This window comes from Candidatus Zixiibacteriota bacterium, assembly GCA_016933955.1.
Classification (GTDB): Bacteria; Zixibacteria; MSB-5A5; order GN15; family PGXB01; genus JAFGTT01.
In genome coordinates, this window is record JAFGTT010000009.1 from 62,192 (window position 1) to 76,326 (window position 14,135).

A 14,135-nucleotide genomic window follows, 5' to 3' on the forward strand; every position below is an offset into this window, starting at 1 on the left:
TCGTAATTTATGCCATCAATTTATTATTCAAATAACCGATAAGAATAACGGACATATTCAAATGGAATCAATGGTTGTTCACTCGCAAGTTCAGACTGATCAATTTCTGATCATATATCTTGACTCGCTAAGAATCGATACGATTCTCAACTTCGACCTATATATTAAAAAGGGTGTAGAATATGTGCTGTATCGGGCGGCTCATCTGCCGTTCGGTGAAAAAAACCGCAAGGTACTGCTGGACAACAACATCAATCGCCTCTATGTCTCGATGGGAGAAAAAAAGGATTATCAGCATTATGTCGAGGCCAATATCCGGGAGATTATCGCTGATGGCAGCATCGATGATAAGACCAAAGCCGGGATTGTATATGACAGCGCCCAGCTTCTGGTCCGGGATGTTCTTAATAATCCAACCCTGGGCGAGAATATCAAGCGAAGTCAGGACATGGTAGCGGCCACGGTGGCCTTTATTCTCCAGGGCCAGACGGCCTTTTATAATTTACTCCGGGTAATGTCGTTCGATTATTATACTTATACGCACTCTCTCAATGTCTGCACCTTTTCCCTGGCACTGGCGCGGCATGCCGGTATCAACGATTTCGACGATCTTCAGGTTCTGGGAACCGGAGCGCTTCTTCATGATGTCGGAAAGACCAAAATATCCGATACCATTCTCAACAAGCGTGGTCCATTAACCTCGCCCGAGATGCAGATTATCAAACACCATCCTCAATGGGGAGTGGATATTATCCTGGAAACCGATATGATTCCTGACGAATCGTATTTCCCAATCATCCAGCATCATGAGCGCATCAACCAAACCGGTTACCCCAAGGGAATAGGTGCGGAAGATATTCATATGTATGGCAAGATAGTGGCTATCGCCGATGTTTTCGATGCCATGACAACCGAGCGGGTTTATCGTTCGGCCGTCGCGGCCTATCCGGCGCTCAAATCTATGTTTGCCGACGTTGGCGCTTTCGATCGGAAGCTTCTGGAGGAATTCACACGGTTGATGGGACCGACCGAGTTTGCCGATCTTTAATCCCGATCCGCAAATCCACCATATATCTAACGGCAGATTTAAAAGACAGCATCAATTATCTTCAATTGTCGAACCGGGCGAATAATTTCACGCCGATCAGGAAAGTGACAATCCCTATTCCCAGCAGAATCCCGACCGGAAACATCATTTCGGAAAAGGAAAAATTGCGCCAGACCGCTCCCTCAATAGCCAGAATGGACCATTTGATGGGGCTGATACTACTTATCTTTTGCATCCAGGAGGGCATGAAAATAAGAGGTAACATGCCGCCGCCAAGCATGGCCATAACCAGCATGATCGACCATCCGGCGCTCGACACCGATTGCTCGGTCCGGCCGATAATACTCAGAAACATCATGATGCCCACGAAACAGAGAGCGGCCGACACCACTGCAAGCAACAACATGGGATAACTGGAAATCCTGACGCCAAAGACTATGTGACCGACGGCCAGGATAATAATACTGACAGAGGAACTGGCCAGAAAACAGGCCAGACCCTTTCCGGCCAGAATATGCCAATGACCGATCGGGGCCAACCGGAGACGCAGATAGGTGCCCCGTTCCCGCTCCCGGACCACCGAGGTGGCGAAAGTGGCGGCACAGGCCAGGACTCCCCAGAGGACCGAGGACGGGAAAACCACTTCGAAGGATGATCGCGGGCCATGGCGGTCGGTCGTGACACTCACCCTATCGATTCTCATCATCATATCCGATGATGAATTCGCTCCGGTGGTGCCCGGGGAAAGCCTTATGTCTTCGGCCGTATCGATGTTACCATAGAATTGGGACAGGCTGGTCATCAAATTGCCCCAGAGTTTCCGGTTACCGGAATCCATACTGCTGACGGTATCGAAAAAGCTTTTGCCTTTACTGATCCGCGACATCATCTGTTTCGGGTCGGAGAGCATATCGTGGTACATCAAAAACAGGGACTGCATCAGAAGCCCTTGCAGGTAGCCGGCCTCAGCCCGGCGGGCGGGATCAATACCCAGCTCGATATAAATTGAATCCCCGGCTCCGAAAAAGGAATGATCGGTAAAACCCGGGCGGAGGACAATATAGGCACTCATTTTCCCCTGGCGGACCAGATCGAATGCCGAATCACGCGGCATCTCGGTGACTGTGCAGGCTTCAGATTGCATGAGTTTCCTGATGAAATGCGATGAAAACTCGGTTCTATCCTGATCGACAGCCGCAATCTTCATTTGCGATACGCCGCTCCCGGCGCTGGAAAATATAGATCCGAAAAAAATGGCCATCAGGAATGGAAATCCGATCACCCAGAAGAAAGCCAATTTATCTCGGGAGAGGATTTTTAAATCAGTCAGCGCCATCACCAGTATACTCCGCATCAGTCTCGCAACCTCCTTCCCGTCAGATTCAAAAAAACCGTTTCCAGATCGGCACTAACAATATTAACCCGGCTGAATTTAATCCCGGCTTCGGCCAACTCGGCAAACTGCTTCATCGGCCGATCGGTTTCCATCCGCCAGGAAACCCCGTCGAGGTGTCCCGGCAGGAGGCTTCGGTTTTCCGGGGGACTCTCCAGTTCGCCTTCGATAACGGAGAGCCCGCCATATTCCTCAATCAACCCGGTCACAGAATCCTCGGCCATAATTTTCCCCCGGTCGATAATAGCGACCCGGTCGCACAGCCGCTGGGCTTCCTCCATGTAATGGGTAGTATAGACAATAGTCCGGCCGGTCTTCTTTAGTTCTTCAATAGAATCGAAAATCAGGTTGCGTGATTGCGGATCGACTCCCACGGTCGGTTCGTCAAGAAGCAGGATCGCCGGATCATGCACCAAGGCGCAGGCCATGTTCAAGCGCCGTTTCATCCCGCCGGAAAAAGTTTTGGTAAACTGACAGCGGTGATCGGTAAGGACGGCGAATTCCAGGGACCAGGTTACCCGCTCTTTCAGGCGCGCCCCGAATAACCCGTACAATTTCCCGAAATAACTCAGATTTTCTTCGGCCGTCAGTTCTTCATAGATGGCCAGATCCTGCGGGGCATGGCCGATTTCCATCCGAACCTCGGACCGGGTTGGATCATCATTACCGTTGATTCCGATTTTGCCCTGATCGGGTTTAAGAAAACCAACCAGCATATTGATGGTGGTTGTTTTTCCGGCTCCGTTGGGCCCCAGCAGACCGTAGGTTTCGCCCTTTTTAATATCAAAGGAAACCCCGCCCACCGCCACGGTTGAGCCATATTTTTTTGTGAGGTTTTCGGCTCTGATCATTTCATATTTTCGGTTAAGGTTTTATGGGCAATTTCTTTTTCATATAATGTACATGTAAAATTGCTATAAGAATGGTGTTAATATTCACAATAAAGCGCTTATTCATATTGAAGTCAGCCATATTTTAATTACGAATTATCCGTCGGGAGGTTACGCCGGGCGGAATAAATTGAATAATTTCTTTCAAATCATTTGCCCGGTCGGGGAGAGTTGTTTATTTTCCGGCAGTAAAATAAATAATCCGGGGGCGTTTTTGGATGAGGTTATATTAAATGGATGCGAAAATCGTAAATGATTTTATTAAAGAAATAGAGTTATTCAAGGATCTCGATGATAATGAGCGCGGCCTGGTTTCCATGGCGGCCGAGGAGTTGTTTTTCGAGTCTGGGGCGTTGATATTCGAGGAGAATACGCCCCGGAAACGACTTTTTATCATTTACACCGGTGAGATCGAGTTGTTTAAGAAGACACCCTTCGGAGAGGAGAAACGGCTCTCGATTTTCAGCAAGTATGATTTTCTGGGAGAGGGAGCCTTGATGGATGATTATCCGCATTCGACCTCCGCCCGGGCCATGATCAAATCGACCGTGTTGGCTTTTTCCCGGGGAAAATTTACGACCATATGTAAGCAGAATCCATCGGTGGGGGTGAAAATTCTTTCCCGGGTGGCCCGAGTGATTTCGCGCCGGATGCGTCAAACCAGCACCCGGGTAGTTAACGCCGGGGCGCAATACATATCCGGCCGCACCCGCCGGGAACATGATCTCCTGGGGGATCGTGAGGTCCCTTTTGAATTCTATTATGGTATTCAGACTCTCAGGGCTCTGGAAAATTTCAATATCAGCGGGATATCATTGGCCCAGTTTCCGGCCCTGGTCCAGGCTCTGGCCATGGTCAAGATGGCTGCGGCCAAGGCCAATCTGGAACTGGGGCTGTTGTCGAAGCCGGTGGCTGAAGCCATTATCCAAGCCTGCCAGGAAATAATCAATGGCCGTTATCATCCTCATTTCGTGGTTGATTTAATTCAGGGTGGCGCCGGGACATCGACCAATATGAATGCCAACGAAGTTATTGCCAACCGGGCTCTGGAAATTCTCGGCTATGAAAAAGGTGAATATAAATACTGTCATCCTAATAACCATGTCAACCTGTCACAGTCGACCAACGATGCCTACCCAACGGCTTTACATATCGCCCTGATTAACAGCAACAACAAATTGATAGAAGTTCTTCGGGAGTTAATCAATTCCTTCAAAAATAAGGCTGTACAATTTGCGGCGATTTTGAAAATGGGCCGAACTCAGTTGCAGGATGCCGTTCCGATGACTCTGGGGCAGACTTTTGCGGCTTATGCCGCCACGCTTGAGGAAGAAATCCAGCGTCTGGAGGAGAATGCCGATTTATTTCTGGAGGTTAATCTGGGCGGCACTGCCATTGGAACCGGGATCAATGCCGAACCGGAATACAGCGAGAAAGCAATCAAGCATCTTCGGGGTATTACCGGCCTTGAAGTTATCCTGGCTCCCAATCTGGTCGAGGCGACTCAGGATACCGGTGCTTTTGTGATGTATTCTTCGGCCACCAAACGCCTGGCCGTAAAACTCTCTAAAATCTCCAATGACCTGCGCCTGCTTTCTTCCGGCCCCCGGGCGGGAATCAACGAAATCAATCTTCCGCCTATGCAACCAGGATCATCGATTATGCCCGGCAAGGTCAATCCGGTTATTCCCGAAGTGGTCAACCAGATTACCTTTAAGGTGATCGGTAACGATTTGACGGTTACCCTGGCGGCTGAGGCCGGGCAACTGGAATTAAATGTGATGGAACCGGTTATTGCCCAGTCTATTTTTGAATCCATAGAAATGCTGAAAAACGGGATGGCGACTCTTAAACACCGCTGTGTCGATGGCATTACCGCCAATGAGAAACACTGCCGGGCCATGGTCGAAAGCAGTATCGGTCTGGTTACCGCCCTGGTCCCGACCCTTGGCTACGAAATTTGTACCGAACTGGCCCGGGAGGCGCTCGAAACCAATCGCGGGGTTTATGAGCTGGTGGTCGAAAAAAATCTTCTTTCTAAAGGTGAACTGGACCGTCTTTTGGCCCCGGAAAATATGATTGGAGCCCGAATAATTTCCCCGGATAATTCAGCCGATTGAATAAATTTGGATATTTTTACTCCAAAAGTGTCTTCTGACGGCCGATTATAATAGGAGACAAACCAGCGTTATAAAAGGGGCATATTCTGTGGACAATGAAGTCGTTATCCGGGTTTTGATTATAGATCAGAGCCTGCACTACCGTGATATTTTCCGAAAAGCTCTGGGGGGAATGTCGGGAGTGGAGATTGTCGGGGAGGCGGTCAATTCGGTAACGGCGGCCGACCGGGTCAATCGGCTTCGGCCCGATCTGGTTGTTCTGGATTTCGAATTGGCCGGATCGGCGACCAAAGAACTGATCGAAAATTTAAAAAAAATCCATCCCAACCTTGATATTATCCTTGTTTCAAGAAAATTGCGGACCAGCGGACGGAGTTCGGTCAAAGCGCTCGATCTGGGAGCTCTCTATTTTGTTCGGAAACCGGAGCGTAACAGCATCGAAAACGATGTCAAATACTTTCGTAAATATTTCGGGCCGGTTATCAATCTGTATCATGTTACCAGTTCCACGGCCAGAGTCTGCCAGGCTTCCTCACAATGGCATCAGACGCGTGAATCGGTTCAGCCCCGGTCCAAGGCAGACCGCGCCAAGCTGCCGGAGTATTACGATATTCTGGCCATCGGCTGTTCGCTGGGGGGACCGGAAGCGCTTTATCGATTCATTGCCGAACTTCCAGCCGATTTCCCGATACCGGTTGTTATTGTCCAGCACATGCCCACCGGATTTACTACCATGCTGAGCATGAATCTCGATGCCAAATCAAAGCTGATTGTCAAAGAGGCTCAGCACGGAGAACAACTTCGTTCCGGATATGTTTATCTGGCTCCCGGGGGCAGACATCTTAAGATTAAGGGCAATTCGCCTGGTATTTACCGGGCGGTTCTGGATGATGGTCCCGAAGTCAATGGATGTAAACCGGCGGTGGATGTTCTATATTTTTCTCTGGCGGATTCTTTTTGCGGTAATATTCTGGCCGTGGTTTTGACAGGAATGGGTTCGGATGGATTTAAAGGCGTGCGGGCTATGAAAAATAATGGCAATTGTTTCTGTATTACCCAGAGTAAATCCAGTTGTGTGGTATATGGAATGCCGGCGGCAATTGAGGAGGCGGGATTGTCCGATCTTTCGCTGACAATCGAACAGATGGCGGCCGGGGTGGTAGCACAGGTGACCAAGCAGGCTGTCAAATCGTCATAAGATCAATTAAAAGAACCACTTACAGGTATTTCTTGCCATCTTTAAAGAATCATGATATTTTATCGGTATTAAATGCTTACCAGAGAAGAGACAGACCAGTTGCGATTGCAATTGGGAAATTCAATGGGGATTAAAATACGCCCAAAATTGATTAAAAGAATCTCCGTGAATCCGGCCAATCACCATATCCCCCCGATGGACATAGAGATAGGCAAAATTGCAAAAAATCTTGAGCCGGGAGCTCCGCCTGAAATGGTTCTGGCTATTTTCGAATCGACTGTCTTTTTGGTCTGCACGCAAACGCGCGGAATCGACCAGCCATTGCCCTATTTTTTCGCCCGCGAAGATATTCTTCTGGTGGAAAATATTCCATAAGATCATTTTAAATCACATCGTTTTGGCATTAAATTTATAAAAAATTGTAAGTTATTATCCTGCAACAACTATCCCATAATATAAAAATTCTGCTGGCGTCTAAAAATCTTAAAAAAAATTAAAAAAATTTGAACTTTATACTTGACAAAAAGGTTATAAGTGACGATATAGTCAAATATGAACACGGAGTCAGTTATGACTGAGGAGTCATTTTGGGAGAGATAGCGGTCTCCACGACCAGAAAGAAAAGAAGATCACGCCAGAATCGACGGACCAGTGCCACGCGCCAGAAATTACTTCAGGCGGCCAGGAAGGTATTTGTCGAGAAAGGATTCGATCTGACCCGAATTGATGAAATCACCGAGCAGGCTGATGTCGGTAAGGGGACTTTTTATAATCATTTCAAGAGCAAGGAAAAGCTTATCCGCGAATTGATCAGTGAAGTCATGGGGGAACTGACCGCCGAAATGGAGAAGAAGTGTGGCGGCATCACCGATTTGTCGCAGCTTCTCGATAAAATTATCGGTGTTCATATAGAGTTTTTCAGTAATCGCTGGGAGGATTACGTTCTTTATTTCCAGAGCCGTGCGGATCTCCATCTGCAGGAAGGATACTCGGGCATCGAGACTCCGTTTATCGGCTATCTGGAGACCATCGAGGATCTCGTCGATTCCGCAGTCAAGCATCGTCTGTCCAGGCAGGTTCTGCGACGGATTGGCTGTGCCGTGGCCGGGTTCGTTTCCGGTTATTATTCATTTGCGGTGATTACTCCATCGGACGAGGATGTCGACGAAACTCTCCGTTCACTCCGGGGTGCGCTGGTGGCCGGTTTGGCCCGGTTTATCAAGGAAGCGTTGCCTTCGGCCTCATTGGATGATACCGATCGTGTGGTCTGGTGATCGATAGTGAAAGCCCATACGAGAGGTAGTTACTATTACATTTTAACCTTTTCGAAAGGCAAAAAATGAAATCACAATCCATTGTTGAACAGGCGGTGGAACAGTCCGTCTGGGGCATGGCCTGCAGTTTCGATATTTATGACTGCAATCCCGAGATAATTCGTGATGCCCGGAAGATAAAGCAATTCGTGATCGAGCTTTGCGACCTGATCGAGATGAAAAGATTCGGGGAGACGCAGGTGGTTCATTTCGGCGAGGATGAAAAAGTGGCCGGTTATTCGATGGTCCAGTTGATTGAAACCTCGCTGATTTCGGCTCATTTTGCCAACCTGACCAACACCACTTATCTGGATGTTTTCAGTTGCAAGTCGTATGATCCGGATAAGGTGAAGGAGTTCGCTGTCAGGTTTTTCGGCGGCAGCCGGTGTATATCCAATATCAATTTGAGGTACTAACATGATCCGACTGCGCACTGTTACTGATTTTGAAGAATGTCAGGCGGTCTGGCGGCAGTTGATGCCGGACACGTATCTGTCCGACCTCTGGGAAGTTCGGGCCTGTTTTCACCGGCACTTCCAGCGTCCCCTGCACTTTGTCGTAGCCGAGGACAAATCCGGCCCGGTCGGTTTATTACCGTTGAGCTGGATCGAGGAGCATCAATCGTACGGCTACTTTCCCGGCGAAGCCTGGGAGGGAAAGACGTGGCTGGAGCAGAACCGGGTCATTGCCCGTGACTCCAGGGTCCTCAATGCCATGCTGCAGCAGGTCGGTTCGCGGTATCACCTGCGCTACCTGCTGCCCTCGGAACCGGCGCCCAAGGTCCAGAGAATAGTCGATGAAATCGGCTACCTCTTCGATCCGCCGGTTTTCGGTTATAATATGGATAACTATTTCGAGCAGTTTTCACACAAATCGGTCAAACGCATCAAGAAGGAAGTGGCTGCTCTGGAAGGTCGGGGGGTCAGATATCGTTATAACGATCTGACCGATTTTGATCATCTGATCGATCTTAATGTAGGCCGATTCGGAAGCGATTCATACTTTTATGACAGTCGTTTCCGCGAGAGTTTCCGAAGCCTGATGCACTTTTTAAATGATAAGGGATGGCTTCGTCTGACCACCGTGATAATCGAAGATCAGATCGCGGCGGTCGATATGGGCAGTATTTACAGAGGCATCTATACCCTGCTGGCCGGCGGCACCAATGCCGCTTTCCCCGGGGTGGCCAAACTGATCAATTTGCACCATATGCATTATTCGTGCGAACAGCAATTCGACCGGGCCGATTTCCTGTGCGGTAATTTCTCATGGAAGAGTCTTTTCCACCTGTCGCCGAGGCCGTTGTATATGTTGTCCAACGTTCCGGCCGGGATGGGTCAGATGGAACCGGTTGCGGCTGTCGCCAAAGCGGCATACGGGCATGATTACGAAGGTCTGAGGAGGGCCGCGGGTGTCTGAAAAACGGGTTCTGGTGGTCGGCACCACAATTGATTATATCGAAATTATTGACCGGCTGTACCCCGGACGGGCGCTGTTTGTTACCGATACCGGCGAGCGGGGCAAATCGAAGGAACCGCCGCCGGACCCGGCCACTGAACTGCTGACTGACCTGACTGTATTCGAGCGTGTTATTTCCGATCTGAAGAATCATCTGACTCGTTTTAGTCTGCATATCACCGGAATCGTTTCTTTTGATTGTGAATCGATGGCCTTGGCTTCGTATGTGGCCCGGGAATTGAAACTACCTTATCCCTCGACCAAGGCCATCGACCTCAGCCGTAACAAGTATGTCTCCAAGCAGGTCTGGCAGAAAGCCGGAGTGACCTGTCCCCGGGTAGAACTGGTTAAAAGCGCCTCCGAGGCCGTCCAGTTCATGAAAAAAATAAAAGCCCCGGTGGTTCTTAAACCGTTGACCGGGAGTGGCAGCGAACTTGTTTTTATCTGCCGCCAGCCGGTGGATTGCGAACGGGCTTTTGAAACGGCCCAGAAGAAATTGAGCGAGCATCATAATCTCCGGATGTACGGTGAAGGCCGGGCCGAGGATGGCTCGGTTTTAAACGTCCGGCGAGTGATGGCTGTTGAGGAGTTTATTCCCGGCGTTGAATACAGCAGTGATTTTGTTATCGACGGGGATCATCTGGATATAATCCGTATCGCCGAGAAAATACCTCATCCGGGGCAACCGGACGGAACTATTCTGGCTTATATTCTCCCGGCGGTATTGCCCGAGGGATTAAATACGGAAAAGCTCCACCTTCAGCTTCTCAAGGCCGCCAGGGGGCTTGGCCTCGAGAGAGCCATGTGCATGGTCGATTTTATAATCAAAGATGGCAAGATCTATATATTAGAATTGACGCCGCGCCCTGGAGGTGATTGCCTGCCTGATTTGATTTTGAAAAGTTGCGGATGGGATATACTCGGGGCGGCACTGGACTTTTCCGAAAGAAAAAAACTCCGGATTCCCGAACCGGCCGAATGGAAACATCTGGTGGGCGTCCGGTTGTTTGCCGAGAAGGCCGGAACGGTCGGAAAAATCGACAGCCAAGCCTTGCACCTCGACCGCCGGGTGGTACGTTGTTATCTTAAATGGGGAAAAGGACATCGAGTGGTATTGCCACCCGAAGATTATGATTCCCGCATTCTGGGTCATGTTATTTTCCGGCCGCGAAGCTGGGATAATCTTGTCAACGAGTGCCTGATCCTGTCGGGCCGACTCAAAGTCACCCTGGAGCCCCGGGTATGGTCGACCCAGGCAGTATAGCCGTCCGGGCGGAGGAGTTGGCCCGGAACCGAACACCGCATTTCGATCCCGAAGAACTCAAAGCCTTTGTCAAAACCTATCTCGATCGCCGCGAAGTCTTTTTGAAAGCCTTTCGCGAGCAGGGCTCTCCGCTTTATGTTATCGAGAAAAAAATTCTCTTGGAAAGAGCCGAGCATTTCAGAAAAATAATGGGCGGGAAACTGTCCGACCTGCAGGTTTATTATGCCGTTAAAAGCAATAACCACCCATCGATAGCAAATATTCTGGTCAGGGCCGGCCTGGGTCTGGATGTTTCCAGCGGGCAGGAACTTAAACTGGCTCTCGAGGCCGGAGCCGCCAGAATCTTGTTCAGCGGGCCGGGCAAAACCGAGGCAGAGTTGAAGTTGGGAGTTGCTAATTATAAAAAAGTTACGGTTCTGATGGATAGTTTCGGGGAATTAAATCGGCTGGAGAAGATCACGGCCGAAAGCGAGCGGGAAATACGGGCCGGTATCCGGTTGACCACCGACGAGCGCGGTTTCTGGCGGAAATTCGGTATTCCCCTTTCCAAGCTGGAAGTGCTTTTCGAACTGGCGGAAAAATGCCATCATGTCAGACTGGCGGGGTTGCAGTTTCATACCAGCTGGAATCTTGATCCGTCCGGGCAGGTCAAATTCATCGAGAGGCTGGGGCAGGAATTGAAGGCTCTTCCTGAGAATTACCGGGAACAGATCGAGTTTATCGATATCGGCGGCGGTTATTGGCCGCCGCAGGGTGAATGGTTGCAGGCGGCCGGGACGCCCGAGGGACGATTGGCCGATATTTTATTCCCGAATTCGAAACCGGATATGAATCATTACCGCCTGTCGGGTAATCCGATTGGGGTTTTTGCGGAAAGACTTGCCGCCGCTATTGAGGAACATATTTATCCATCGTTGAAATGTTCCATCTACACCGAGCCGGGGCGCTGGATCTGCAACGATGCCATGCATATTTTGCTCCAGGTGGTGGATCGCAAGGCGGATGATATGGTCATTACCGATGGCGGGATGAATATAATCGGGTGGGAACGTTATGAAATTGATTACTTCCCGGTTATCAACCTCTCCCGGCCGGAATTAAACGAACACCCTTGCTATGTCCTCGGTTCCCTGTGTACCCCGCATGATGTCTGGGGCTATTCTTATTTCGGTTCCGATATCCATCCCGGCGACATTTTACTGATCCCGACCCAAGGTGCATACACTTACAGCCTGCGGCAGAAATTTATCAAACCGATTCCAGATACGGTTATTATCGAGCAATAAAAAACCGCCGAATGGCGTGGCATCCGACGGTCTACGAATTATTATATTTCCGATAATCAGTCTTTAATTCCCAGGATATCCAGGATAAAGGCGTACTCCAGAGCGGTTTCCCTGATTCGTTCGTACCGCCCGGAAACACCGCCGTGGCCGGCACCCATATTGGTTTTCAGGAGCAGGCGGTTGTTGTCGGTTTTCATGGCTCGCAGTTTCGCGACCCATTTGGCCGGTTCCCAGTACTGCACCCGGGTATCGTTCAAGCCGGCCAGAACCAACATATTCGGATAGGCCTTCGCCTCGACATTATCATAAGGTGAATAGGTGCTCATGTAATCGTAGTAATCTTTTTCGCCGGGATTGCCCCACTCCTCGTATTCCAGTACCGTCAGGGGAATGGTTTCGTCAAGCATGGTATTGATAACATCGACAAAAGGCACCTGGGCCACCGCCGCCCGAAACAACTCCGGTTTCATATTGACCACCGCCCCGACCAGCATCCCTCCGGCGCTTCCCCCGGCAATAACCAGTTTCTCGCGTGAAGTGTATTTATTTTTAATCAGATACTCGGCGCAGGCGATAAAATCGGTGAAGGTGTTTTTCTTGTTGAACAGCTTGCCCTCATCGTACCAGTAGCGGCCCATCTCGCCCCCGCCCCGAATATGGGCAATAGCAAAGACAAACCCGCGATCCAGAAGACTCATGCGGCTGACCGAGAACCAGGGATCCATATTGGCGCCATAGGCACCATAGCCATAGAGGTAGAGTGGGTTCCGGCCGTCAAGGGTAATTCCTTTTTTATATACCAGAGAAATCGGAATCATCCGGCCATCGGAGGCCGGGGCGAAGATTCTCTCTGATTGGTACTCATCGGGATTATATCCGCTGGGAATCTCGGTTTGTTTTTTGAGTTCACGCTTCCGGGTGGCCAGATCATAATCGTAAACCGATTCCGGGGTCACCAGCGACTCATAAGTAAAGCGAAGCATATGCCCGTTAAAATCGGGATTAGAGTGAGCGATGATCGAATAGGCGGGTTCGGGGAAATCAATGGTGTATTCCGAATGATCGTTGAACCCGGTAATCATGATTTTTTGTAAACCGTTTTCCCGAAGATAGACTACCATGTAATCTTTGAACAGCTCAAAATCATCAATTTTAACCGAATCATCGTGGGAAATTATTTCTTTCCAGTTTTTCTTGGCCGGGCGGTTGACCGGGGTCACCATCAGCTTATAATTTTTGGCGTTTTCATTGGTCATGATATAAAATTTGTCGCCGTGGTGATCGACATTGTATTTCATGTCCTGCTGGCGGGGATGAATCACCCGGAAATTACCGCGGGGATTATCGGCATCGAGAAAACGATGCTCCGAAGTGGTCTTATTACCGAAACTGAGAAAGAGGTATTTGCGGCTTTTCGATTTCGATATCCCCAGCCAGAAACCATCGTCAGGTTCTTCATAAATGATTCGGTCTTTGCCCGGATCCTCGCCGAGGGAATGACGCAGAAGTCTATAAGGCCGCCAGGTGTCATCATGGACAGTGTAGAAGAAAGTCCGGTTGTCATTGGCCCATTCCAGATTGGCGGCGATATCCTCGATATAATCCGGGAGAATCTGACTGGTTTCGAGATTTTTTATATGAAGGTTGTACCGCTCGCTCCCGACATCATCGATGGCATAAGCCAATAGTTTATGATCGGGACTTACCCGATAAACTCCCAACGCCAGAAATTCCTTGCCTTCGGCCAGTTGGTTGAGATCGAGCAAGATTTCCTCGACCGCCTCAAGTGAGCCTTTCTTGCGGCAGTAAATACGGTACTCTTTGCCCTCTTCGGTACGGGAGTAATAATAATAATCATCAAGCTTGATTGGAACCGACAGGTCGATTTCCTTGATTCGCCCGAGAATTTCATTGTATATTTTATCCTGAAGGTTCTCGGTATGTTTTAGGATTTGGTCGGTGTAGGCGTTTTCCGCCTCCAGATAGGCCGTCACTTCGGGATTTTCCCGATCCCTCATCCAGAAATAATCATCGGATCTTTCATGCCCAAGAACGGTCACAGTATGGGTTACTTTTTTGGCAACCGGCGGGGCCGGTGAGGATGTGTAGCTATTGATGGTTGTCATAATTCCAATAATCAAAATTATCGGCATCATTTTTGCAAT

At 49.5% G+C, this 14,135-nt stretch carries 12 protein-coding genes; 9 read left to right on the forward strand and 3 right to left on the reverse strand.

Annotated features, from left to right (window positions below; all coding sequences use genetic code 11):
- Positions 1–61 precede the first annotated feature (61 nt).
- The gene (locus JXQ28_02445) at positions 62–1,048 is read left to right on the forward strand and encodes an HD domain-containing protein (GenBank protein ID MBN2276584.1); all 987 of its coding nucleotides are present in this window, start codon (positions 62–64) and stop codon (positions 1,046–1,048) included.
- A gap of 61 nt (positions 1,049–1,109) precedes the next feature.
- On the opposite strand, the gene JXQ28_02450 is transcribed toward JXQ28_02445, so the two are convergent.
- Entirely contained in the window at positions 1,110–2,402 is a 1,293-nt protein-coding gene (locus tag JXQ28_02450) for an ABC transporter permease (GenBank protein ID MBN2276585.1), read from the reverse strand.
- A complete protein-coding gene (locus tag JXQ28_02455) occupies positions 2,402–3,292 on the reverse strand; it encodes an ABC transporter ATP-binding protein (GenBank protein MBN2276586.1) in 891 nt (296 codons plus the stop codon). The genes JXQ28_02450 and JXQ28_02455 overlap by 1 nt, the downstream gene beginning before the upstream one ends.
- Before the next feature lie 272 nt (positions 3,293–3,564).
- Here JXQ28_02455 and aspA point away from each other — a divergent pair, with 272 nt between their 5' ends.
- The 8 genes from aspA (at position 3,565) to JXQ28_02495 (ending at position 11,970) form a co-directional block, all read left to right on the forward strand.
- The gene (gene aspA, locus JXQ28_02460) at positions 3,565–5,451 is read left to right on the forward strand and encodes an aspartate ammonia-lyase (GenBank protein MBN2276587.1); all 1,887 of its coding nucleotides are present in this window, start codon (positions 3,565–3,567) and stop codon (positions 5,449–5,451) included.
- A gap of 88 nt (positions 5,452–5,539) precedes the next feature.
- Entirely contained in the window at positions 5,540–6,649 is a 1,110-nt protein-coding gene (gene cheB / locus JXQ28_02465) for a chemotaxis-specific protein-glutamate methyltransferase CheB (protein MBN2276588.1), read from the forward strand.
- A gap of 123 nt (positions 6,650–6,772) precedes the next feature.
- A complete protein-coding gene (locus JXQ28_02470; GenBank protein ID MBN2276589.1) occupies positions 6,773–7,024 on the forward strand; it encodes a hypothetical protein in 252 nt (83 codons plus the stop codon).
- A gap of 212 nt (positions 7,025–7,236) precedes the next feature.
- Entirely contained in the window at positions 7,237–7,923 is a 687-nt protein-coding gene (locus JXQ28_02475; protein MBN2276590.1) for a TetR/AcrR family transcriptional regulator, read from the forward strand.
- A gap of 65 nt (positions 7,924–7,988) precedes the next feature.
- Entirely contained in the window at positions 7,989–8,378 is a 390-nt protein-coding gene (locus JXQ28_02480) for an S-adenosylmethionine decarboxylase (GenBank protein MBN2276591.1), read from the forward strand.
- Position 8,379: 1 nt separating this feature from the next.
- Positions 8,380–9,381 (forward strand): GNAT family N-acetyltransferase, encoded by a 1,002-nt coding sequence (locus tag JXQ28_02485; protein ID MBN2276592.1) that lies wholly within the window; start codon positions 8,380–8,382, stop codon positions 9,379–9,381.
- Complete coding sequence (locus JXQ28_02490; protein ID MBN2276593.1) at positions 9,374–10,684, forward strand: ATP-grasp domain-containing protein; 1,311 nt, start codon at positions 9,374–9,376, stop codon at positions 10,682–10,684. Before JXQ28_02485 ends, JXQ28_02490 begins: the two co-directional genes overlap by 8 nt.
- Positions 10,663–11,970 (forward strand): alanine racemase, encoded by a 1,308-nt coding sequence (locus JXQ28_02495; GenBank protein ID MBN2276594.1) that lies wholly within the window; start codon positions 10,663–10,665, stop codon positions 11,968–11,970. The genes JXQ28_02490 and JXQ28_02495 overlap by 22 nt, the downstream gene beginning before the upstream one ends.
- Positions 11,971–12,026: 56 nt before the next feature.
- Here the strand turns inward: JXQ28_02495 and JXQ28_02500 are convergent, their stop codons facing one another.
- Positions 12,027–14,096 (reverse strand): S9 family peptidase, encoded by a 2,070-nt coding sequence (locus JXQ28_02500; protein MBN2276595.1) that lies wholly within the window; start codon positions 14,094–14,096, stop codon positions 12,027–12,029.
- Between the last annotated feature and the right edge of the window lie 39 nt (positions 14,097–14,135).

What these genes read in the sequence shown, in the direction of transcription:
- JXQ28_02445 (MBN2276584.1), top strand. Translation starts at nt 62, where the DNA reads ATGGAATCAATGGTTGTTCACTCGCAAGTTCAGACTGATCAATTTCTG.
- JXQ28_02450 (MBN2276585.1), bottom strand. Translation starts at nt 2,402, where the DNA reads ATGCGGAGTATACTGGTGATGGCGCTGACTGATTTAAAAATCCTCTCC.
- JXQ28_02455 (MBN2276586.1), bottom strand. Translation starts at nt 3,292, where the DNA reads ATGATCAGAGCCGAAAACCTCACAAAAAAATATGGCTCAACCGTGGCG.
- aspA (MBN2276587.1), top strand. Translation starts at nt 3,565, where the DNA reads ATGGATGCGAAAATCGTAAATGATTTTATTAAAGAAATAGAGTTATTC.
- JXQ28_02470 (MBN2276589.1), top strand. Translation starts at nt 6,773, where the DNA reads ATGGGGATTAAAATACGCCCAAAATTGATTAAAAGAATCTCCGTGAAT.
- JXQ28_02480 (MBN2276591.1), top strand. Translation starts at nt 7,989, where the DNA reads ATGAAATCACAATCCATTGTTGAACAGGCGGTGGAACAGTCCGTCTGG.
- JXQ28_02485 (MBN2276592.1), top strand. Translation starts at nt 8,380, where the DNA reads ATGATCCGACTGCGCACTGTTACTGATTTTGAAGAATGTCAGGCGGTC.
- JXQ28_02495 (MBN2276594.1), top strand. Translation starts at nt 10,663, where the DNA reads ATGGTCGACCCAGGCAGTATAGCCGTCCGGGCGGAGGAGTTGGCCCGG.
- JXQ28_02500 (MBN2276595.1), bottom strand. Translation starts at nt 14,096, where the DNA reads ATGACAACCATCAATAGCTACACATCCTCACCGGCCCCGCCGGTTGCC.